Annotated in this window: 18 protein-coding genes and 1 pseudogene; 9 read left to right on the top strand and 10 right to left on the bottom strand. The window is 67.5% G+C overall.

Annotation, left to right across the window (positions count from 1 at the left end):
- Positions 1–45: 45 nt before the first annotated feature.
- Entirely contained in the window at positions 46–321 is a 276-nt protein-coding gene (locus AMD30_RS22445) for a hypothetical protein (RefSeq protein ID WP_055477165.1), read from the top strand.
- Between the two features lie 80 nt (positions 322–401).
- Here AMD30_RS22445 and AMD30_RS22440 read toward each other — a convergent pair whose 3' ends face one another.
- The 4 genes from AMD30_RS22440 to AMD30_RS22425 are packed head-to-tail and all read right to left on the bottom strand — an operon-like array spanning position 402 to position 3,350.
- The gene (locus AMD30_RS22440; protein ID WP_055477164.1) at positions 402–1,661 is read right to left on the bottom strand and encodes a hypothetical protein; all 1,260 of its coding nucleotides are present in this window, start codon (positions 1,659–1,661) and stop codon (positions 402–404) included.
- Complete coding sequence (locus tag AMD30_RS22435) at positions 1,658–1,906, bottom strand: hypothetical protein (protein WP_055477163.1); 249 nt, start codon at positions 1,904–1,906, stop codon at positions 1,658–1,660. The genes AMD30_RS22440 and AMD30_RS22435 overlap by 4 nt, the downstream gene beginning before the upstream one ends.
- Complete coding sequence (locus AMD30_RS22430) at positions 1,903–2,565, bottom strand: VOC family protein (protein WP_055477162.1); 663 nt, start codon at positions 2,563–2,565, stop codon at positions 1,903–1,905. The genes AMD30_RS22435 and AMD30_RS22430 overlap by 4 nt, the downstream gene beginning before the upstream one ends.
- 29 nt (positions 2,566–2,594) lie before the next feature.
- Positions 2,595–3,350, bottom strand: coding sequence for a maleate cis-trans isomerase family protein (locus AMD30_RS22425; RefSeq protein WP_055477161.1), 756 nt, complete (start codon positions 3,348–3,350; stop codon positions 2,595–2,597).
- A gap of 261 nt (positions 3,351–3,611) precedes the next feature.
- Between AMD30_RS22425 and AMD30_RS22420 the strand changes: the two genes are divergently transcribed.
- Genes AMD30_RS22420 through AMD30_RS22400 form a run of 5 tightly spaced genes read left to right on the top strand, consistent with a single transcriptional unit; the run spans position 3,612 to position 12,158 of the window.
- A complete protein-coding gene (locus AMD30_RS22420; protein ID WP_055477160.1) occupies positions 3,612–5,720 on the top strand; it encodes a hydantoinase/oxoprolinase family protein in 2,109 nt (702 codons plus the stop codon).
- Positions 5,721–5,754: 34 nt separating this feature from the next.
- Complete coding sequence (locus AMD30_RS22415; protein WP_055477159.1) at positions 5,755–8,076, top strand: hydantoinase B/oxoprolinase family protein; 2,322 nt, start codon at positions 5,755–5,757, stop codon at positions 8,074–8,076.
- Positions 8,073–9,788, top strand: a complete 1,716-nt coding sequence (locus AMD30_RS22410; RefSeq protein ID WP_055477158.1) for a (2,3-dihydroxybenzoyl)adenylate synthase — start codon at positions 8,073–8,075, stop codon at positions 9,786–9,788. Before AMD30_RS22415 ends, AMD30_RS22410 begins: the two co-directional genes overlap by 4 nt.
- A 10-nt stretch (positions 9,789–9,798) precedes the next feature.
- Positions 9,799–11,430: an FAD-dependent monooxygenase gene (locus tag AMD30_RS22405; RefSeq protein WP_055477157.1), complete on the top strand. Its 1,632-nt coding sequence runs from the start codon at positions 9,799–9,801 to the stop codon at positions 11,428–11,430.
- Positions 11,427–12,158, top strand: coding sequence for a TetR/AcrR family transcriptional regulator (locus AMD30_RS22400; protein ID WP_055477156.1), 732 nt, complete (start codon positions 11,427–11,429; stop codon positions 12,156–12,158). Before AMD30_RS22405 ends, AMD30_RS22400 begins: the two co-directional genes overlap by 4 nt.
- A gap of 31 nt (positions 12,159–12,189) precedes the next feature.
- Here AMD30_RS22400 and AMD30_RS22395 read toward each other — a convergent pair whose 3' ends face one another.
- The gene (locus AMD30_RS22395; protein ID WP_055477155.1) at positions 12,190–12,594 is read right to left on the bottom strand and encodes a winged helix-turn-helix transcriptional regulator; all 405 of its coding nucleotides are present in this window, start codon (positions 12,592–12,594) and stop codon (positions 12,190–12,192) included.
- A gap of 79 nt (positions 12,595–12,673) precedes the next feature.
- Between AMD30_RS22395 and AMD30_RS24785 the strand changes: the two are divergent.
- Positions 12,674–13,085 (top strand): annotated as a pseudogene (locus AMD30_RS24785) (RidA family protein).
- Between the two features lie 81 nt (positions 13,086–13,166).
- Here AMD30_RS24785 and AMD30_RS22390 read toward each other — a convergent pair.
- The 5 genes from AMD30_RS22390 to AMD30_RS22370 are packed head-to-tail and all read right to left on the bottom strand — an operon-like array spanning position 13,167 to position 18,544.
- Entirely contained in the window at positions 13,167–14,459 is a 1,293-nt protein-coding gene (locus AMD30_RS22390; protein WP_055477154.1) for a DUF58 domain-containing protein, read from the bottom strand.
- Positions 14,459–15,538, bottom strand: coding sequence for an AAA family ATPase (locus AMD30_RS22385; protein WP_055477153.1), 1,080 nt, complete (start codon positions 15,536–15,538; stop codon positions 14,459–14,461). Before AMD30_RS22385 ends, AMD30_RS22390 begins: the two co-directional genes overlap by 1 nt.
- Entirely contained in the window at positions 15,535–16,806 is a 1,272-nt protein-coding gene (locus AMD30_RS22380) for a DUF4350 domain-containing protein (RefSeq protein ID WP_197282832.1), read from the bottom strand. The genes AMD30_RS22385 and AMD30_RS22380 overlap by 4 nt, the downstream gene beginning before the upstream one ends.
- On the bottom strand, positions 16,803–17,483 hold the full coding sequence (locus AMD30_RS22375) for a DUF4129 domain-containing protein (protein ID WP_055477152.1): 681 nt from the start codon (positions 17,481–17,483) through the stop codon (positions 16,803–16,805). The genes AMD30_RS22380 and AMD30_RS22375 overlap by 4 nt, the downstream gene beginning before the upstream one ends.
- Positions 17,480–18,544, bottom strand: coding sequence for a glycerophosphoryl diester phosphodiesterase membrane domain-containing protein (locus AMD30_RS22370; RefSeq protein ID WP_231632823.1), 1,065 nt, complete (start codon positions 18,542–18,544; stop codon positions 17,480–17,482). The genes AMD30_RS22375 and AMD30_RS22370 overlap by 4 nt, the downstream gene beginning before the upstream one ends.
- A gap of 146 nt (positions 18,545–18,690) precedes the next feature.
- On the opposite strand from AMD30_RS22370, the gene AMD30_RS22365 reads away from it, so the two are divergent.
- The gene (locus AMD30_RS22365; protein ID WP_055477151.1) at positions 18,691–19,080 is read left to right on the top strand and encodes a nuclear transport factor 2 family protein; all 390 of its coding nucleotides are present in this window, start codon (positions 18,691–18,693) and stop codon (positions 19,078–19,080) included.
- Positions 19,081–19,348: 268 nt separating this feature from the next.
- Positions 19,349–20,722, top strand: coding sequence for an outer membrane protein assembly factor BamB family protein (locus tag AMD30_RS22360; RefSeq protein ID WP_156354384.1), 1,374 nt, complete (start codon positions 19,349–19,351; stop codon positions 20,720–20,722).
- Positions 20,723–20,739: the final 17 nt, after the last annotated feature.

The raw sequence follows: 20,739 nt of genomic DNA, 5'->3' as shown, positions 1-20,739 counted from the left end.
TGCATACGATCACCGGAAGTACTCGACGACGAAGGGAACACTCTGATGGCCGCAGGCAGGCAATCGCTGGACAAGGTCTCGTTGGTGGGCGGCGGACTCGCGGCCATGGGGCTCGCGCATTTCGTCGCCCCGCAGGCGTTCGCGCCGATCACCGAACCCGTGTTCCCCGACGACACCACCACCTGGACCTACCGCAACGGAGCCTGCGAGACCGCCATCGGTGCGGCGCTGGTGTCGAAGCGCACCCGCCGCCTGGGCCTCGTCGCACTGGCCGGCTACGTGGGCTTCCTCGGATACCGGGCGGCGCTCGCGAAGAAGTGAGGCGGCGCCCTTCGTGGCTCGTCGACCTCGACACGCTCCTTCGTCGCTTGCTCGGCCCGGCGGCTTGCGCTCCTCGCACCTCAGGGGGCGAACTGCGGGAACCGCTGCGCCAGCCACCCGCCCATCTCCGCGGCGGCGAGGCTCGCGCCGGTCGGCGCTCCGCGGCGGATGGGACCGCCGAAATGGGTTCCCTCGACGCGGACGTGCGTGACATCGTCCGCGCCGAGGGCGTTCACCATCGCCACCGCATCCTCGGGAAAGCACGCCTGGTCGCCGGTCAGCTCGACGAACAGCGTGGGAACCCGGACGCCGGGCGCGCAGCGGACGAATCCGGCGTTGCTGGACAGACCCGACCACGTCGACAGCCACGCGTCGGGGGTCGCCAGTCGGCCGAACCCGACCAGGCCATAGTCCGTGAGGTCGGGTCGCCGACCGAACAGCGACCCGTACGGCCGGTCGTTGGGACTCAGCGACTGATCCAGGAATCGAAGGTCGGCATCGGTGCGGTAGATCGTCATGACGCGTGGCGCGAGTGCGGTCCGGCGATCGACCGGATCCGCGCTGACGGCGAAACGCTCACGGGCGCGACCGGTCTCGGCGACGAGTTCGCGCGCTATCGCGTCCAAACGCTCCACGCGCGCGCGTTGAGCGGCCCGATATCTGTGCACGAACTCCCCTGGATACGACGAGCTCTCCGGAGGTTCGGCGAACCCGTTCGCCGGATCGAAGGGGTTGAGTGACGGATCGACGCCGAGCGGATCGGCCTCGTCGACCACGGAGGGGTCGATGAGGCGCAGCAGCAGTTGGCCCTGACCGGGATGCGGGGCCAGGAAGATCGCGCCGTCGGGCAACGGCATGTCGGCGCCGGCGAGGTCGACCGGCCGTCCGGCCGGGGTCGTCGACAACCGGTCGCCAGGGGCCAGGCCGGCCTGTTCGTGATAGAAGGCGAACAACGCGCCGCCACCCGAATGGCCCAGTGTGAGAACTGTTTCGAAGTCGCACTCACGCAGGAACACCTGGCCGGCGGCGGCGTCGAGGATCGCCTGTTCGTGGATGAGTGTCAGATCGTTGTTGACCGATCGGGTGCCCTGCGTCCACACCGCGAAGCCGCGGGCGAGCAGCTCCGGGACCAGGACATGGTGGGTGAGGTCCTGACGCGGGTGCATGAGTGCGACGACGACGGACGCCTCCGGGACGGTTCGTAGTACTCCGGTGACCTTGGCGCCGTCGGCGGTCGCCAGTTCGTGGACCGACGTCGTGGTGTCCGACGGTTGCTCGGCGGCCTCGATGTAGCGTCCGGCTCCCAGCCTGTTCGCGCCGGCGGTCGTGGTGGCACTCACCGTGCCTGGACCTTCAGTGCGTCTTTGTCCCACTGCGTGATCCGCGAATCGAGCAGACCCGCGACGCTGCTGTACCAGACGGCATGCCGACATCCGGTTGCACGCCGGTCGACGACGATGGCGTCGTCGTCGGAGGTGATGCGGAAGTACGGGCCGATGTGATCCACGGTGACACCCGGTGCCTCGCCGGCGACCGCGGCGACCGCCTTGTTCTCGGGGACGTCGAGCACGAAGAACGTCGTCATCGCGTCGACACCTTCTTGCCGGCGAGGACGCTGCCGGTCGCTTGTTGGTCCTGCCAGTCCGCTGCCCGCTCGAGGATTCGTTCCGCCTTGCGGACGAGCAGGGCGTCCAAGGTCGGATTCGGCTGGGACACCACGTCGATGAGGGCCTCGATGGTGAGGTTGGCGTCGAGGTCTTCCTGCGGCGTCACCGGTCGCATGGCTCTGGTGATCTCGATCATGTAACCGTTCGGGTCATGGGTGTAGATGGACTCGATGGTCTCGTGCTGGATCTGCATCTCGACCGGCCACTCACTCGCGTCGAGTCGTCGACGATATTCCAACAGGTCCGTCTCGTCGTCGACGTGGATGGCGAGGTGACGCGAGCGGATGAACCAGATCGGGACATCCTCGGCGAACCGCGAGTACGAATCACCCTGGGGCCCACCGTCGAACGGCTCGAGTCCGAAGTAGTAGAAGAAGGCGAGCCGGTCGTCGTTGCCGATGTCGAAGAAGAAGTGGATGAAGTCGGGGTGCTTGTCGGGTCCCCAGCCTGCGGCGCAGATCGAGTGCACCACGGGGAAGCCGAGGACGTCGCGGTAGAAGCGGACGGTGGCCGCCGGGTCGAAGGTGGGGTAGGCGACGTGGTCGACGCCGCGGACCTTGTGGGGGAGTGGGCTCATGATGGGCTCCAAGAGAATCGGGGAAAGGATCAGGCGGGGACGGTGGCGATGTCGGCGCGCAGAAGGCTGCCGGCACCCTCGATGGATGCCGAGAGCCCAAGCCCGCGCAGGATGCTGTAGGCGCCGGCGGTCGCCGCCGACAGGACGGGCAGGCCGAACTCGCGTTCGGCGTCGTCGATCAGGCCCAGCGACGGCATCTGGACGCAGCAGGACAGCACCAGCGCATCGACGCCGTCCAGTTCGAGGGACCGGGCCGCGGCCATGACTCGTTCGCCGGGGATGCACCCGACCTCGGCGTTGTCGGCGACTTCGAGCGCCCGCCAGTCCATCACCTCGAATCCCTCGGCGTCGAGGTACTCGACGACCTTCTCGGCGAGAGGCCGTAGGTACGGGGTGACGAGGGCGATGCGGCGGGCGTCCAGGGCCCGGAGGGCTTCGACGAGAGCACCGGCGCTGGACCGGATGATCGCTTCGGAGCCGCCGGCGGCGAGTTGCTCGGCCACGGCGCCCTCCACGCGCTGGTGTTCACCCGGCCCGCCGACCATCAACGCCACGAGGCAGGCGTAAAGGATCGCCCCGGGGGACGCATCGGCGATCTCCAGCACGCACCGCTCGCGTTGGGCGTTCATCGCGGCGAGCTGTTCCGGCGACACGGTGTGCATTCTCATCCGGGTCGAGTGGAACGAGAACTCCGACACCGGGTGCCGGTTGAGGAGGGCCGGCATCTCGGTCTCGACGGTGACGTTCGAGCTCGGCACCACGAGCCCGATGCGGTGAACACCCATGGGCGGTCCTTTCGATTGCGGCGCAGATCGCGCCCAACGGCGTCACGTTGACGCTGACGACGATTATTCGACGCGTATGAAGATTCGTCAAGCGGCAGCAGTCGACGCCGTGAGCTGCAGCGATGTCGGGACAGGGGACAATCATCGGTGACGCAGCTCATATCCGATGCTTGACACCTGATCGAACACGTCGAATACTCAACGCCAACGTAAACGAGCCTGACGGGCCGCGCGGTCCGAACCACGAAGGAGTATCTGGCCATGACATACGTGATCGGTGTGGACGTCGGCGGAACGTTCACCGACGCCGTCCTCGACGACGGCAACGGACTGGTGGTGGCCGGCAAGGCGCCTTCGACGCCGCCCGACTACTCCGCGGGGGTGATGGACGTCCTGACCGTCCTCGCCGAGCAACTCGGCCGCCCGCTCGACGACATGCTCGCCGACACGCACCACATCGCGCACGGCACCACGTCGTCGCTCAACGCGCTCGTCATGGGCCGGGTGCCGGATGTCGGGTTCATCACGACCAAGGGGCATCGCGACTCGATCTTCATCATGAACGTGGAGGGACGCTACCTCGGCCGTTCACCCGAACAGCTGCAGAACGTGCTCGCGCAGAGCAAGTCTCACGGGTTGATCCACAAGCGTCATGCGCTCGAGGTCACCGAGCGCATGGACCGTGACGGTCGTGTCGTGGTCGCGCTGGACGAGGACGAGGTGCGCTCCGCGGTCCGTCAGCTGCTCGACGACGGGATCACCGCAATCGCCGTCTCGCTGCTGTGGTCATTCCGTAACCCGGCCCACGAACAGCGAATTCGCGAGATCGTCACCGAGATCGACCCCACCGTGTTCGTCTCGCTGTCGAGCGAGGTTAGTCCACGGATCCGAGAGTTCGCGCGCAACGCGACCACGGTGATGAGCACCCAGATCGGCCCGGGCCTTCGGGACTACCTCGGCGAACTCGAGGGCAGGTTGCGCGACCATCAGCTCGCCGGTCCCCTCCTCGTCATGCAGAGCAACGGCGGCGCGGTCGCCGCGTCCGAAGCGCCGGGCAACGCCATCTCGACCGTCGGTTCGGTGCTGACCGGCGGGGTGGTCGGGTCGGTGTCACTCGGTCGGCAGCTCGGCCACGACAACATCATCGCCACCGACGCGGGCGGCACGACCTTCCTCGTCGGGCTCGTCGTCGACGGCGAGCCGGTCCGATCGTCGACGACGATCATCAACCATCACCCGATCAACGTCCCGACGCTCGAGGTCCATGCGATCGGCGCCGGCGGCGGCGCGATCGCCTGGATCGATGCCGGCGGCAATCTCCAGATCGGACCCCACAGCGCGCAAGCCGTGCCGGGTCCGGCCTGCTATGGGCAAGGCGGGACCGAACCGACCAACACCGACGCCAACCTCGTCCTCGGCATCCTGCCCGAGCGCGGCTTGCTGGGTGGTCGCAAGGCGCTCGATCTGCAGCTCGCCCGCGAGGCGATCCGCACTCGCATCGCCGAACCCCTCGGCCTGTCGGTGGAAGAGGCCGCCGCCGCCATCTACGCGGTGCAGAACGCCCAGACCGGAGACCTGTTGCGCAAGACGGTCGTCGAGGCCGGTCACGATCCCCGCAACTTCATCGTCTACGCGTTCGGCGGTTCGGGCCCTGCGCACTGCGGCCTGTACGCGCAGGAGATCGGGGTGTCCCGGGTCGTCGTACCGCTCGGCCAGGTGGCGTCCGCCTTCTCCGCCTACGGCCTCGCGTCGTCGAACATCGTTCTCGCCAAGGAACTCTCGGACCCGGCAGCGATGCCGGTCGACCCTGCCCGGGTGGAGGAGAACTTCAAGGTCCTCGAGGAACAGGTACGCGGTCAGCTCGACCGTCAGGGCCTGCAGTTCGCCGCAATCGAGATCGAGCGGGAGATCGACATGCGATACAGCATGCAGCTGGCCGAGGTCGCGACCCCGCTACCGGACGGTTCGCTGACATCGACGGAGATCGTCGCCGCCGCAGAGGCATTCGAGAAGAAGTACGCGGACCTCTACGGGAAGGACAGTGGATTCCGCGAGGCGGGCATCCAGGCCATCACCTACCGCGTACGCGGCACGGGTGTCCTGCCGTTCTCGCCGGAGCTACCCGAACTGGCAACCTCCGACACCACCGACCCGTCGTCGGCCCACGTGGGTGTGCGCAAGGTCTGTCTCGACGGCCGGCGCGGCTTCGTCGACACCGACATCTACGACTATGCCGGACTGCAAGCGGGCCACATCATCCGTGGACCCGCCGTCATCGAGGTGCCCACCACGACGGTGGTGGTCCCGCATGACACCACCGGTGAGATCGACCGTCTGGGCAACCTGAACATCACCGTCGATCCCGCATGACCGACCACCAGCAGCAACCACAGGAGTCGCTCTCATGACCGCACCCATCCCCGGCTCGGAGGTCTTCTCGAGCCGACCCACCGATCTCGATGCGCTGGCCCGATCCCTGCCGCCGTCGTTGCCGGTGCACACCGTCTCGCAGGAACAGATCGATGCACTCGACCCGCTCACGTACGAGGTGATCCGGCACCGGTTGTGGTCGGTCACCGACGAGATGGGTGAAGCCCTCAAACGGATGTCGGGATCGCCGATCGTGACCGATGCCAACGACTTCGACTTCGCCGTCAGTGACGAACTGGGCCAAGAGGTCCAGGTCGGGCTGTACAACACCATGCTGGTGGGCGCCGTGGATCTCGCGATCTACTGGACCCTGCAGCACCGTTCGCTCAATCCGGGCATCGCCGAGGGCGACATGTTCCTGTGCAACGACCCGTGGGTCGGTGGCGGACTGCATCAGAGCGATGTGATCGTCTACCAGCCCGTCTTCCACGACGGCAAGCTGTTCGCCTGGACGAGTGCGATCTGCCACGAGCCCGACCTCGGCGGATCCGGACTGGGCTCATTCGACCCGGCCGCCAAAGACGTGTTCTCCGAGTCGCTTCCGACGCCGCCCATCAAGGTTGTTCGCGATTACGAGCTGCAGCGCGACGTCGCCGACGTGTGGGTCCGCCGGAGTCGGGTCCCGATGCTCGTCGGGCTCGACCTGCGCGCCAAGATCGGCGCGAACAGCGTCGGCCGCGACCGGTTGCTCGCGGTCATCGAGCAGTACGGCGCAGACACGGTCAAGGCCGTCATGAAGCGGATGATGTCCGACGCAGAGGGCCGGTTGCGGGCGAAGCTGTCGGACCTGCCGAACGGGACGTGGCATGCGACCGGTTACCAGGACCAGTCCCAGACCGGCGACCGCGGCGTGCACAAGATCACCGTCGCCATGACCAAGAACGACGACCACCTCGAGTTCGACTTCACCGGCACCGACCCGCAGACGGGGGTCATCAACTGCACGTACGCCGGCATGCGCGGCGGGGTGATGCTGGCGCTCCTCCCCATCCTCGCCGGCGACATCCCCTGGTCGGCGGGCGGTCTGATGCGATGCTTCGATCTGGTGGCCGAGGAGGGGACGATCAACAACGCGACCTTCCCTGCCGCGGTGAGTCGCGGACCGATCGGCCCGGCCTGGCTCACGGGCAACCTGATCGCCGAGTGTCTGGCCCAGATGTTGGATCGCCACCTCGAGTTCGGCAAGAACGTGCAGGCGTCGTGTTGCGGTACGTGGGACACCGCGGTGGTCGCAGGCCTCGACGAGCGCGGTGAGCAACCGGTGCCGTTCCTCAACATCATGATGGAGCCGATGGCCGGCGGGTACGGCGCGCGGCCGGTCGCCGACGGTATGGACACCGGTGGCCTGTTCTGCATCCCGATGGGGCGCATCCCCGACACCGAGATGACGGAGTTCCTCTACCCGCTGCTCACGCTGTGGCGCCGGGAGGAGCCCGACTCCGGCGGCCCGGGGCGGCATCGCGGCGGTGTGTCGGCGTCGTTGGCCGTGACGCCGTACGGCACCAGTCTGCCGATGGGGCTCGTGTTCGCCTCGGCGGGCAAAGCGGTGGCCCAGAACTCCGGGTTGGCGGGCGGCCTGCCCGGCAACACCGGCCTGGAGATTCTCGCGCGGGATTCCGGAGTGCAGGAGTTGTTGGCACAGGGGCGAATTCCCGGATCGATGGACGAACTGAACGGGAACAAGGAGATCGGCGCGTGCTACGACGAGAGTTACCTCGCCCCCGGTGAGGTGCTGTACATGCACTGGCAGGGCGGGGGCGGCTATGGCGACCCGTTGCACCGCGAGCCGGAAGCCGTGGCGACGGACGTACGCAACGGCAAGGTGACCCTCGTCGGTGCCGAGGAGACCTACGGCGTCGTTCTCGCCGACGGTAAGGTCGACGACTCGCGGACCGAGGAGAAGCGGGCACAGTTGCGCGAGATTCGACGAAACCGTTCGGAGGTTCCCTCCGGCCAAGAGGCGACCCTGGATCTTGCTCACGCCCGTCGACTGGACGACAACCTGGTCGAGGCCACCATCGGCGATGCACGCGTGGTGGGCTGCGCACACTGTGGAAGGTTGTTGGGCGACAGCAAGTCCGGCCGGCTCGACCTGGCACGCTACGACGGCCCGTCGAGCGACGCCGGGCCGCAGGTCACCTCTGATCCCCGCGAATACGTCGACACCGACGTGGTGTTCCGGCAGCAGTGCTGCCCGGGATGCTTCACGGCCGTCTACTCGGGCATCGTGCCGGTCGACCATCCCGACCACGTCGCCGAGCTCGCACAACTGCTCCCGGCGGTGGCGGGTCGATGATGGTGACCTCCACCCCCGAGCGGTCGTCGGCCCGGACTCCGGGACCTGGTCGGTCGCGCTGGGGCGACCGACTGGTCGGGTATCCGGCGGACCGCGCCGCGGTCTACCGGCAGGCGGGGGAGTGGACCGACCGTCCGCTGGCTCAACGTCTACAGGACACCGTCGACCGCTTCCCCGATCGTCCCGCCGTGGTGACCGATGCTTCCTCGATGAACTACGCCGAGTTGGGTACCCGCACCGATCGGATCGCGGCGGGACTGCTCGATCTCGGCCTGGTACCCGGCGACCCGGTGCTCTTTCAGACCGGAAACAGGATCGAGACGGTCCTCGTCTGGTACGGGTGTCTCAAAGCGGGGCTGGTGCCGGTGGCGACGCTGGCGGCCCACCGTGCGCACGAGATCGGCCACATCTCCCGTGCGGTCGGCGCGGTCGGACACGTCGTCGAGGCCGGACTCGGCTTCGACCTCGTCGAGTTCGCGCGGCAGCAGGCCCAAGGCCACCCGACGCTGCGCTCCATCCTCACGATCGGCGCATCCGGTGGTGCCGACGGCGTACACGCGGTGGAGACCCTCGGAGCCGGCACTCCGCCGGCGGAGGCGCGAGCGCGGGTCGAGTCGATCCAGTCCGGCATCGACCCGCTCGACATCTGCGCGTTCCAGTTGTCGGGTGGCACCACCGGTGTGCCGAAGGTGATCCCACGTCTGCACGTCGAGTACTGGGACAACGCCCTGCTGTACGCACGGCGCCTGGGATGGACCGAGGAGACGCGCGTCGCGCATCTGATCCCGATCATCCACAACGCCGGCATCAGCTGTGGACTTCATGCCGCGCACTCGGTGGGGGGTTGCCTGGTGCTGGCGAGCGCTGACGTGTCGAAGGCGTTCCCGCTCATGGCGCGGGAACGGGTGACCGATGTCCTTATCGGACACGGGCACTATCAGGCCGTCGCCGGTCGGGAGTTCGACGAGCCGAGCGCGTTCCTTCGCAACGTCATCCTGTCCGGCGCCAAGCCCGGCCGCGAGCTCTTCGAACGGGCCGGTGGCCGAACACGTTGGGTCGGTCAGCTCTTCGGGATGTCCGAGGGCATGTTCACGGTCTCTCCCCGGAACGCTCCGAAGGACTCACGGCTGACCACGGTCGGCACCCCGATCGCCTCGCGAGACGAGATCCGGATCCTCGAACCCGGCTCGGAGGTCGAGGTGGCCGACGGCGAGGTCGGCGAGCTGTCCTGCCGGGGCCCGTATACGATCCCCGGCTACTTCGACGCACGCGAGCACAACCGGGCCGCGTTCACGACCGACGGCTTCTACCGGACCGGGGATCTCGCGAAGATCGTGCTCGTCGACGGCGAACGCCACGTCTCCATCGAGGGACGAATCAAGGACCTCATCAATCGCGGTGGCGAGAAGATCAACGCCGAGGAGATCGAACAGCTGCTGGTCACCCATCCGCGAGTGCGCAATGCCGCCGTCGTCGCCATGCCCGACCCGCGGCTGGGTGAGCGGTCCTGTGCCTACCTGGTCACCGCGGACGGCGAGCCGGTGTCGATGGCGAGTGTTCGCGCACACCTCGAACAGCTGGGCGTGGCCAAGTTCAAGTGGCCTGAGCGGCTCGAGCACGTAACGGAATTACCACAGACGAACGTCGGGAAGATCGACAAGAAGCGCCTCCGCGCCGACGTCGTGGCGAAGCTCGAGCGAATTGATCAGTGAGGAAGAAACGATGAAACTCAGTCGAATCGCCGTGCTCGGTGGCGGTCCGGGTGGGCTGTACGCAGCACGCCTGCTCAAGCGCAGTCACCCCGATGCCGAGGTGACCGTGTACGAACAGGGCTCGCCCGACACCACTTTCGGATTCGGCGTCGGCCTGGCGTCACGGACCCAACGGAATCTCCGCCAGGCCGATCCCGACTCGCTCGACGCGATCGTCGCCGTGTCACACCCACACGAGATGTCCATGCGTGTGGGTGACCATGTGGCGCGCCTGTCGCACGGCGAGCTGCTCGCGATCGCACGGACGACGCTGCTGGAGGTGCTGCAGGACCATGCCACGGCCGCGGGTGTGCGGTTGGAGTTCGGCGCGCGCAGGTCGGTCGCCGACCTCGACGCCGACCTCATCGTCGCCGCCGACGGCGTCAACAGCGCCACCCGCACCGATCTCGCCGACGACCTGGGTCCGGCCATCAGCACTGGCGAAGGCCTGTACCTCTGGTGCGGAACGGATTTCGCGTTGCCGAGTGCCATCTTCACGCCCGTGACCACCGAACACGGCACCTTCGTCGCCCACGCCTACCCGTATGCGTCGGACCGCAGCACGTTCCTGATCGAGACCGACGAGAACACCTGGCGTCGAGCGGGTTTCGACGTCTCGACCGAGTCGACGGGTGTCGCCGACAGCGACGAGACCGCACTGGCCTACCTCCAGGAGGCTTTCGCGGACGCGCTCGACGGTCACCGTCTCATCGGCAACCGAACCCGGTGGCTGCGCTTTCGCACCGTGACGTGCAACCGTTGGCACACCGGAAACGTCGTGCTGCTCGGGGATGCTGCGCACACCGCGCACTACTCGATCGGGTCGGGAACCAAACTCGCGATGGAGGATGCCATCGAGCTCGATCGCGCGGTCAGGGAGTCGACGACGCTCGACGAGGCCCTGTCGGCCTACGAATCGGCGCGGCGGCCGAATGTCGAATACCTGCAGTCGATAGCCACCCGGAGCGAGCAGTGGTGGGAGTCGTTCCCGCGTCGGGCAGATATGCCGGTGGACCAACTGATGATCGCCTACATGACCCGCGCGGGGAAGGTGGGGATCGACCGCTTCGCGGCCTCGGCACCAGAGGTTGCCCGGCGAGGTCTGGCCGCCTACGCCGACGTCGACCCGGCGTCTGTCCCCGACGCCGCGACCGCGCAGTGGATCGTCGGACAACCGTTGGTACGCGGGCCGTGGTCGTTCCCGAGCCGTGGAGCCCCCGCGCAGCTGCTTTCCGAACCCGGAACCCTGCGGCTAGACGCGGATGTCGACTCCGCGTGGGGCCCAGAGGCAGGACGGCTTATCGCGGAGGCCGCACACGCGACCGTCGTGTGGTTGACCGGGCGTGGCGATCGGGACGCCGTGCTGACCAGACTCGACGTCGGTGAGCGCCTGCGTCGGGAGACCGGCGCTCTCGTCGTCGTCGAAGCCCCGGACAGCTCGTACGACGATCTCGTCGCCGGCCTGGTGAGCCTCCGCGCCGATCTGGTGTTCGTGACCGACGCGGCGGTGGCGGACGAAGCTGTGGATGACGGAGCTGTGGTGGATGGAGTCCGTGAGGCGGAGCGGAGCATCGAGGCCGAACGCACTATTCTTCGCCTATGACCAGCTCGACCCCCCAGGAGACGTCCACTGCAGGTGGGCGGAGTGGACGCAGCAATTCTCGTCGTGAGCTGGTCGAACGCGAGATCATGGAGCAGGCGACCCGGTTGTTCGCCGAGCGCGGACTGGCCAGCACCACGCTGCAGGACATCGCCGACGCCACCGGTCTCACCCGGCCGGCGCTCTACCACTACGTGGCCAACAAGGACGAGCTGTTCGCCCGGCTGGTCAGCGAGATCGCCGAGGAGCCGGCGATCCTGCTGCACGAGATCAATCAGCGTACGGATCTCGACCCCGCCGGAAAGGTCCACGAGATGGCGATGTCCATCGCACTCCACCAGACGCAGACCCTGGACCGGTTCCGTCTCCTCATCCGCTCGGAGGCCGAGTTGCCGCCGGCTCTGGCCGAGACCTACCGCCAGAGCCGCCGGCGGGTCCTCAAAGAGCTGGTCGCGGTCGTCGAGGAGGGGATCGCCCAGGGAAGGTTCCGTCCCGCCGATCCGCGCGTCTCCGCGCTCGGGATCATCGGAATGCTGAATTGGCTTGCGTGGTGGCATCATCCGGGCGATGCCGAATCCGACCGCAAGGTCGCGCGGCAACTCGCCGACATGGCGGTCAATACGGTGGTCGACCCCGATGCGGACAACAGCGTGTCAGGCGCGGAACGACTCATCGCTCAGATGCGGCAGAACCTCGACTACCTGGAGCGGTCGCTGGGCGGGGACGGCTAGCTCAGAGCAACCCCCGCGTTGCGGAGTGTGATCACCCGGTCGAAAAGCGCTGCGCCGTCGAGTCGTCCTCGGCCGAATCGAAGGCCTCCCGGGCACGTTCGATGTCAGGCATGTGTGCCGTCGCCCATTCGAGGATCACATCGATCGGTGGACGAAGTGTCTTGCCCAGCGGCGTGATTCGGTACTCGACCGCAACCGGACGCGAGCTCAACAGTACCCGTTCGACGATGCCGTTCCGCTCGAGCTTGCGTAATGTCGCGGTGAGCGACTTCTGGGTGACCGTTGGGATGGCGCGCCGCAAACCGTTGAAGCGGCAGGGTTGCTCGCAGAGTTCGTTCAAGACCGCCAACGACCATTTGTCGAGCACCTGATCCAGCAGTTCGCGATGTGGTGCGCTGATCGCGAGCTCGACGGACTGTCCACCGGTATCGGTCATGAAACCACGTCTCCTTGAAGTGTCCTGCAGCCACCAAGTATCAAAGATATACCTATTGGACGCCGCTAAGGAGAACACCATGACCGTTGACTACTCGACCCCGCGGGGCATGACCCAGCCGACGCCGTACCACCACGTCGCTGTGGGCACGGGGACGCGTCACGTGCACGTCAGTGGCCAGATCGCTCGAACGGCCGACGGATCGCCCGTGGCACCGGGTGACCTGGCGGGCCAGGTTGCTCAGGCGTTGCGAAACACCGCGACCGGACTTTCAGGGGCAGGAGCCACTTTCGGCGACGTCCTGCGGTTGACGTTCTACGTGACCGACTGGGCGCCCGAGAAGATCGCCGACTTCATGGCCGGTGTCGAGCGCGTCGCCGAGGACATCGGTTTGCCGTCGCCGATGCCCCCCCGCCTCATTGATCGGCGTGGACTACCTCTTCGAACCCGATGTCCTCGTCGAAGTAGAGGCCACGGCGATCCTCGACTGACTGCCGCCGGCCCGTCAACCAGGGTGCGGGATGCGTAGAGGAAACCGCTACGCATCCCGCACTCTGTTTCGCGTCGAGGGTCTAGAGCAATCCCCGCGACTTGAGCAGCAGATAGTGATCGGCCAGCTTCGCGGGCAGCTTGTCGGGGGCCGCGTCCACCACGTCGACGCCGAGCCGGCCCACCGCGGTAGCGGTCCGGTCGCGCAGGGTGAGTGTGCGTGCCGCGGCCGCGGCGTCGTAGATCTGGGTGGCGTCGTCGCGCTCGGTCAGCATCGCGTCGAGTGCAGGGTCGGCGACGGAGCCGATGATGACCTTGTAGCGCTGCGCGAGTACTGCCAGTGGGGGGAGGAGCGACTCCTCGACGGCTGCGGGTTCGAGGGGTGTGAGCAGCACCAGCAACGCGCGCTGGCGACCGATCTTGGCGACCTCGGCACCGAGCAGCGGCCAATCCGCCTCCAGGAGAGCGGGTTGGAGGTCGGCCATGGCGGTGACGAGACTGTTCAGCAGCATGGTGCGGCCGACGCCGACCACCCGTCGATGAACTCGGCGGTCACCGGCGATGAGATCCACCCGGTCACCGGCGTGCGACGCGAGGGCGGCCAGCAGCAAGGCGGCGTCCATCGCGGCGTCGAGTCGAGGGGTGTCGCCCACGCGCCCGGCTGACGTGCGTGAGGTGTCCAAGACGATGACGATGTGTCGGTCTTTCTCCGGCTGCCAGGTACGGACCACCGTCGAACGGCGCCGGGCGGTGGCCCGCCAGTCGATGCTACGGACGTCGTCACCCTCGACATAGTCACGAAGGGAATCGAATTCGGTGCCCTGACCCCGTACCCGCACTGCGGATCTGCCGTCGAGCTGACGGAGGTGGGCCAGCCGAGACGGCAGCAACCGTCTCGAGTCGAAGGGCGGGAGTGCGCGGACCCGGCCCGGCAGGGGTACCGACCGTTGGCGTCCGGCGAGGCCCAACGGTCCCACTCGCCGCACGGCGACCCGGACGGCGAGCCGGTCACCGCGCCGTGTAGGGGTGAGAGTCGTTGTCACCGAACGCGTCTCCGCCCGCGGAATGGTCACCCGATGGGTGTTCTCCGACGCACCGGCCGAAGGCTGCCAGCTGTCCCGCAGCACGCCACGGAAGATCCCGGAGCCGTGGTTGGTGACCGTGATCGAACATGTCGTGGTCTGACCGAGCCGGATCGGGCCGGGCGCCGAACGCGACATGGTGATCGACTTCGTGGACCCCGCCAGCGCGATGTCGAGGCACATGAGCACGACACAGAACATCGTCCACAGAACGGGGACCGCATAATTCGGCCAGATCAGGATGGGCACTGCGCCGAGCAGCACCAGGATCAGGAAGCGGCCGGTGAGGAACATCAGCGGGGGACGGGCACCGAGTTGATGGCGGCGTCGAGCACCGAGCCCACCGACACTCCCTCGAGTTCGGCCTCCGGGCGTAACGACAGGCGGTGCGCCAGCGTCGATTGGGCGAGCGCCTGCACGTCATCGGGGGTCACGAAGTCGCGGCCGTTCAACCACGCCCATGCGCGGCTCGTCCCCAGTAGGGCGGTGGCTCCTCGCGGGCTGACGCCGAGTGCCAGCGACGGTGAGAACCGGGTGGCCCGAGCGATGTCGACGATGTAGGCGGTGACCTGCGGAGCGACCGTCACCCGACGGACCTGCTCGGCGCCGGCCTCCACGTCGGCGGCGGTGGCGACCGGTCGGAGCCCCGCCGCGGACAGGTTGCGCGGATCGAATCCGGATGCGTGCCGCGTGAGCACGGTGATCTCGTCGTCGCGAGGCGGGAGCGGCAACGTGACCTTCAGCAGGAACCGATCGAGCTGTGCTTCGGGCAGGGGGTAGGTGCCCTCGTATTCGACGGGGTTCTGGGTCGCGGCGACGAGGAACGGGCTGGGTAGCGGGCGCGGATCGCCGTCGACGGTGACCTGACGTTCCTCCATCGCCTCCAGCAGCGATGCCTGCGTCTTCGGCGGGGTGCGGTTGATCTCGTCGGCCAGCAGGAGATTGGTGAACACAGGTCCCTCGCGGAGCGTGAACTCCGAGCTGGCGGAATCGAACACGAGCGATCCGGTGACATCGCCGGGCATGAGGTCCGGAGTGAACTGCACACGCTTCGTCTCGACGTCGAGCGCGGCGGCCACCGACCGGACGAGCAGCGTCTTGGCAACGCCGGGAACGCCTTCGAGCAGGATGTGCCCGCGGCAGAGCAGCGCGATCAGGATGCCTGCCACTGCCGGGTCCTGGCCGACGACGGCCTTGGCGACCTCACCGCGGACGGCCCCTAGCGCATCGCGTGCGCGGTTCGGCGCTCCGCCGGGCCGGTGGTGGGCGTTCTCCGGTGGCCGGCCGGGAGTTGCTTTCGTGAACGGATCTGGGGCGAAAGGGTCTGGGGTGAACGGACCGGGGCCAGGGTCGCGGGACGGGTCGACGGTCATGATGTGTGTCGGACTTCCTTCTCGAGGTTGGTCAGTTCGGCGGTGAAGTGCACGAGCTGGGCGGTGGTGGTGGGCAGCGGACCGGCGAGCAGTGAACGGATCTCGCCGAGGTCGCTATGGGTCGCCCCGGCCACGGCGATGACGATCGCCGACACCGTCGGGTCCGCGGTCTCTTGTGGCGCGACGACGGCGTCCCAGTCTGGCTGCGACAGTGCATCGGTGGCCCGTGCCGCGTCGAACGGCAGGCCGAGATACGACGCCAGCGAGCTCAGCGTGTGGATGCGCAACGCCGCAGCGGCCCGCGCGTCGGCTCCGGCGCGGTGATACATCCGGCCCCGCGCACGGGTGGTCTCGACCGCCTTGACGACGGCGGGCAACGGCTCGGTGACCAGCGACCCGAATCGCCTGCCCCGCCAGAGCATCAAGGCGAGAACTGCGAAGACGGTCAACACGATGAGCGGCCCGACCGCCGCCGGGATGTCGGACTCTTCGTCGTCGGATGCCACCTGGTCGGTGAAGAACGGTACGTACCAGAGGATGTCATCGGAACCGGCGAACACGCGTATCGCGACGCCCGCGTTGTCCTGTTGCGCGAGTTGCTCGTTGGTGAGCATCCCGCCGCTGATCACGACGAACTCGGGTCGCTCGGCGGTTCGCGGTACGACGACGAGATCCGACGTCGTACCGGCGGTGAAACAGGCGGTGGCCGAGGACGAGGTGGATGAGTAGCCGAAGGGGGTGAAGCCGACGATGTCGGTCTCGTCGATCCCGGGTGTCCGGCAACCGGCGGCGACCGCGGAGGGGCCGTCGCCGTAGGAGGATGTGACCGGGAGGTCGAGCGCGGTCAGGACGGTGTTGTCCGGTGCGATCAGGATCACGCGATCGGCGTCCTGCACGCGGTCGCGGAACTGCTCGGTGGTACCGGGATTCAACGACGACGTCGAGCTCACCACCACCGTGGTTTCCCCGTCGGGGCGCGGAGCGTCGGTGAACTCGTCGAGTCCGCGCACCAGCCGGAGGTCGGCACCGCGGTCGTCGAGGATCTGCGCGAGCGCCCGCGACCCGCCGGGTTGGGCGTTGTCGGGGTCGTTGCTCACCCCGGGCCCGGGCGTACCCCGCACCCCGGTGAGCGCGGTGACACCGAGGAGACCGATGCCGGCGACAACAACGACGATCACCACGACGATGACCACCCAGACCCAGGCCGGTGTCCTGTTCTTCGCGGGCGGGGGACGCAGCGGCGGGGCGGCCTGCAGGGTGCCGGTCATCGGGGCACCGCCAGGCGGCGCGGTCGGTTGACATCCGGCTCGGCTGGTCGCGCGGACGAGACCGCGCGCTCGAGTTCGAGAACCTCACGCGCGGATTCGGCGGAGGCGTGCCGGTCGCCGTAGGCGATGGCGTCGAAGAGGTCTGTGGCTCTGTGTAATCCGGCATCGTGTGCAGGGAAGCGGGGTCCGAGGTCGACGGCCACCTCGTGGGCGGTGAGGGACGGCTCGTCGGCCAGCAGTCCGCGCTCGATGCCGCGGCGGGCCACGGCGCGGACGGCGGCGAGCACGCACGCGTCGTACTGTCCCGCCGCGAATGCGGTGTCGGCGTCGGACCGGAACTCGGCCGCAGACCGAGCAGGACCGGTCAGCACCGATTCGGATGGCGCCGCACCGGTGGGCCGGGGGATGCGCGGGTTGCGACGGAGATGACGGATGACCACGACGACGAGTCCGAGGACAAGCGCGATCGCCAGGACGATCACGATGGCGCGCAGCGTGTCGGAGCCACCGAACCAGCCGAAGACGTTGTCGGCGATCCACTCCCAGAGGCGCTCACCGAAGCGGTCGAACCATGACGGCTCGGGCGGTTGGTAGTCGGGCTCGGAGAGCTCCTGTTCGGCCCACCGGCGTGCCTCGTCGTTGGCGGGGTCCAGGGGTGCGGCGAGGATTCCGATCACCGGTCGCCCCGTCCCGGGACAGCCGGTGTCGCTGCCGACTCGGCGGCGCGCGCGTCGTCGTAGAGGACGGCCGGCACGACGGTCAGCACCGGTTGCACGACGATCGACGCGACGACGGAGCCGACCACCGAGACGACGGTCTCGTACGTGTCGGCGTCCGCGTCGTCGAACCATGCGCCGGCGAAGGATCCGAGGAGATCGAACGGATACATCATCGTGGTCATCGCGACCCACGCCAGCACCAGCATGACCGCCAGGACGCCGAAGGTGCGCCAGAATCGCTGCGCGGCCAACGAACCCGAGCGGGCGACCGCCTCTCGCACAGTGAGTCCGTCGAGCACGATCGCCGGTGCGGTGAATACTGTGCGGACCAGCAGCCAGGCCACCGGGACGAGAGCGACGAGGGCGAGGAGCAGGCTCCCGGTGAGCAGCACGAATCCGCCGGACGCGGCGCCCAGACCGAAGAGCGCGACGGCGGGTGTGAAAGCCGCCGCGACGGCGAACCCCAGGAGCACGGTCCAGGCCAGGAGCCTGGGGAGGGCACGCCATGCGTACCGCAGCGTGTCGTCGAAGGCGGGTCGAGAGCCGGCACGGACGCGCGCCACGGGGTGTGCGGCGACACCGGTGAGCGTCCCGGCCACCACGATCCACTGAACGAAGACGACGCCGACGATCGCAGCGAAAGGAACGATGATCGATGCCCAGTCGCTCGCGTCGTCGACGACCGGATCTGTGGTCTCCGACCAGAATGTGGCCACGGCGAGGGGCGGTGCGGCCACCACCCAGGTCAGCGCGACGAGCCCGAGAAAGATGCGGGGTGCGGCGACAACGGTCGAGAAGATCCGCTGCAACAGGGCGCCGGCCGTCGTGGGGTGCTGCGCGGGCATCCATTCCGGCCACCCGCCGTGCTGGGCCGAACCCCACGCCGGCTGCGGTCCGGGCGCGATCGGGGGTGGCGGTGTCCCGGCCTCGGGGATCGGGCTCCATTCGTCGGAGACGTCGGGCGGCCGCCACTGAGACGCGCCGGCGGGTGGCGTCGGTGCGTACGGTGGCTCGGACATCGAGAAGGTGCACCGGCCTTTCCGCGCAGGAGAACTGTGCGGCGAACGTATCAAACAACTCCGACGGTGCACCGGAATCATCCACCGGTTGACGGACGCCGTGCTACGGTGCCGAATTAGAACACGTTCTAATTTGTGGAGGATTCATGACCGTGGAACAAGCCGGGCTCGCCGAGAAGATCGAGGCGGCCGTCGACGCCTACATCGAACTGCTCAATTCGGGTACCGCCGAACAGATCGCCGACCTCTACGCGCCCGACGCGACCGTCGAGGACCCCATCGGCGCGGACATCCGCGACACCCGCGAGCAGCTCATCGAGTTCTACTCGGTGATCACCGGTATGGACGAGCGCACCGCAACGCTCAAATGGAAGAAGATCGCCGGCGACACCGCCGTCTTCGAGTTCACCCTGGTCACCAAGACCGCCGGACTGGCCTTCGAGATCACCCCCGTCGACATCATGGTCTTCGATGCCGACGGCAAGGTGTCGACGATGCGCGCGGTGTGGCAGCAGTCGGATCTGAAGCAGCTCTGACGGAAGCGACGTCGGGGAGGGTATAGCCGGTCAGCTCGACGTCGAGGTCTGCCTCCATCCACCTCGCCGGCCTTGCACCGCGCGTGAGGTCGGCGTCGTCCCACTCGCGACTCATCCTTCTGGTCCCTCTGGGATCTGTCACCGAGTCGGACCGCCTGCCACATCCCTGCTCGTCGACTGCACCCGAGTCAGTGAGTGAGTGGCTGACGATCGCGGTGTACCCAGTCGCGATTACGGTCAGCTGGTGGGAACGAGTAGACGGCGGGCCGTGATAGCCGTGGTGATGGCGACAGTGGTTATCTCGGCCATCGGTGTCACCGCCACGTTCATGTCGCGGGACAGCGACCGGGGCCGGGAGCCTGCTTCGTGGTCGCCTCCTGACCTCGGCAGTGTCCCGTCCCTGGCGTGGTCCCTTCATGCCGAGCGCGTGCCGGGCCACAACGGCGAAGCGTTGCTTTCGCTTCCCGACACACTGGATGCCTACTACGGCTATGTGTCGGTGTTGGACGCTCCCACCGTGATTGTGGGCGCTCTCGGCCGTCTCGCCGCTGAGAACGAGAACAAAGTCGATGAAGGCAGGAGAGTCGAGTCGGTGACGCTCGTCGGACTCCACCGTGTCGACGGATCGACGCAATGGGAGCGCCCGATCGGCCGCGTGCGGGAATGCTCCGATCGGGTCGAGTCCGGAGTGATCGCGTGCTGGAACGACGAACGTGTGCTGTTCGTGAACACTGCTGACGGACGGCTTCTGTCGGAGACCAGCACGGCGATGGCCAACGTCGACGTGATGATGGCCGGCGATCGCGCCTACGTCACCGGCATCGAGTCCCAGGGTGCGCGGCACAACCTTGTGGTGTCCGCTGGGCCGCCATCGGCGCCGGGATCCACGTTCAGGCGTTCAGTGCCGGTGGCTGGGCCGTTGTCGGGTATCGCCGACGTTCTGCCCTCGGGAGAGGTCGTCGTAGTCACAAACCTCGAGGATGCGGCGATGTTCCGGTTCACCGTGCACGACTTCGAGACGGGTCGAACGCGGTTCAATCTCGACTCGACTCAACTGACTGTCGTGGGTGATGGATTGTTCCTCAACAGTCCGGTGATGGTCGACGGCGGCAGTCGGCAGCAGATCCTCGACGGGCAGGGCACGCTGGTTTCCACGGCCGAAGTGCCGGCCTACACACATTCCGGAATGGCCGAAGCCACTACCGAGAAGCCGCCGGTGATGATGGCCGACGGCGCCTACGACCCCGAAAGCGGGCGCTTGCTGTGGCGCAACCCGTTGTTGCTGCGCACCGACAACACTGGCGCTGTTCAAGCCTTGGCTGGTCGAACGGTGATTGTGGCGGCTCAAGAGACCGGCGAACTCATCGGGTTCGACAGCGCGACGGGCGAACAGCGCTGGCGAACTCCGTGGAGAGACGCCTACTGGGTGTACGGCGGAATGACCGACGGGCGTCACTACGTCTTCAGCGACTACGCCGGCTTTCATGCATTACGTATCGCCGATGGTGCGGTCGTATGGTCTAGGCCCCTACCTGAAGGTGCAGATCCCCGTCAGACAACGATCATCAATGCCGGCGGCAACATCCTCATCACCGGAAACGCCACCATTTCGATGTGGCGTGGAGACGCGCTCTCGCCCTAGGAGGCTGCTGAATTATT

Origin of the sequence: Gordonia sp. HS-NH1, assembly GCF_001418765.1 — a bacterium.
In the GTDB taxonomy this organism is placed as follows: Bacteria; Actinomycetota; Actinomycetes; order Mycobacteriales; family Mycobacteriaceae; genus Gordonia.
This window is presented reverse-complemented; position numbering and strand designations above follow the sequence as displayed.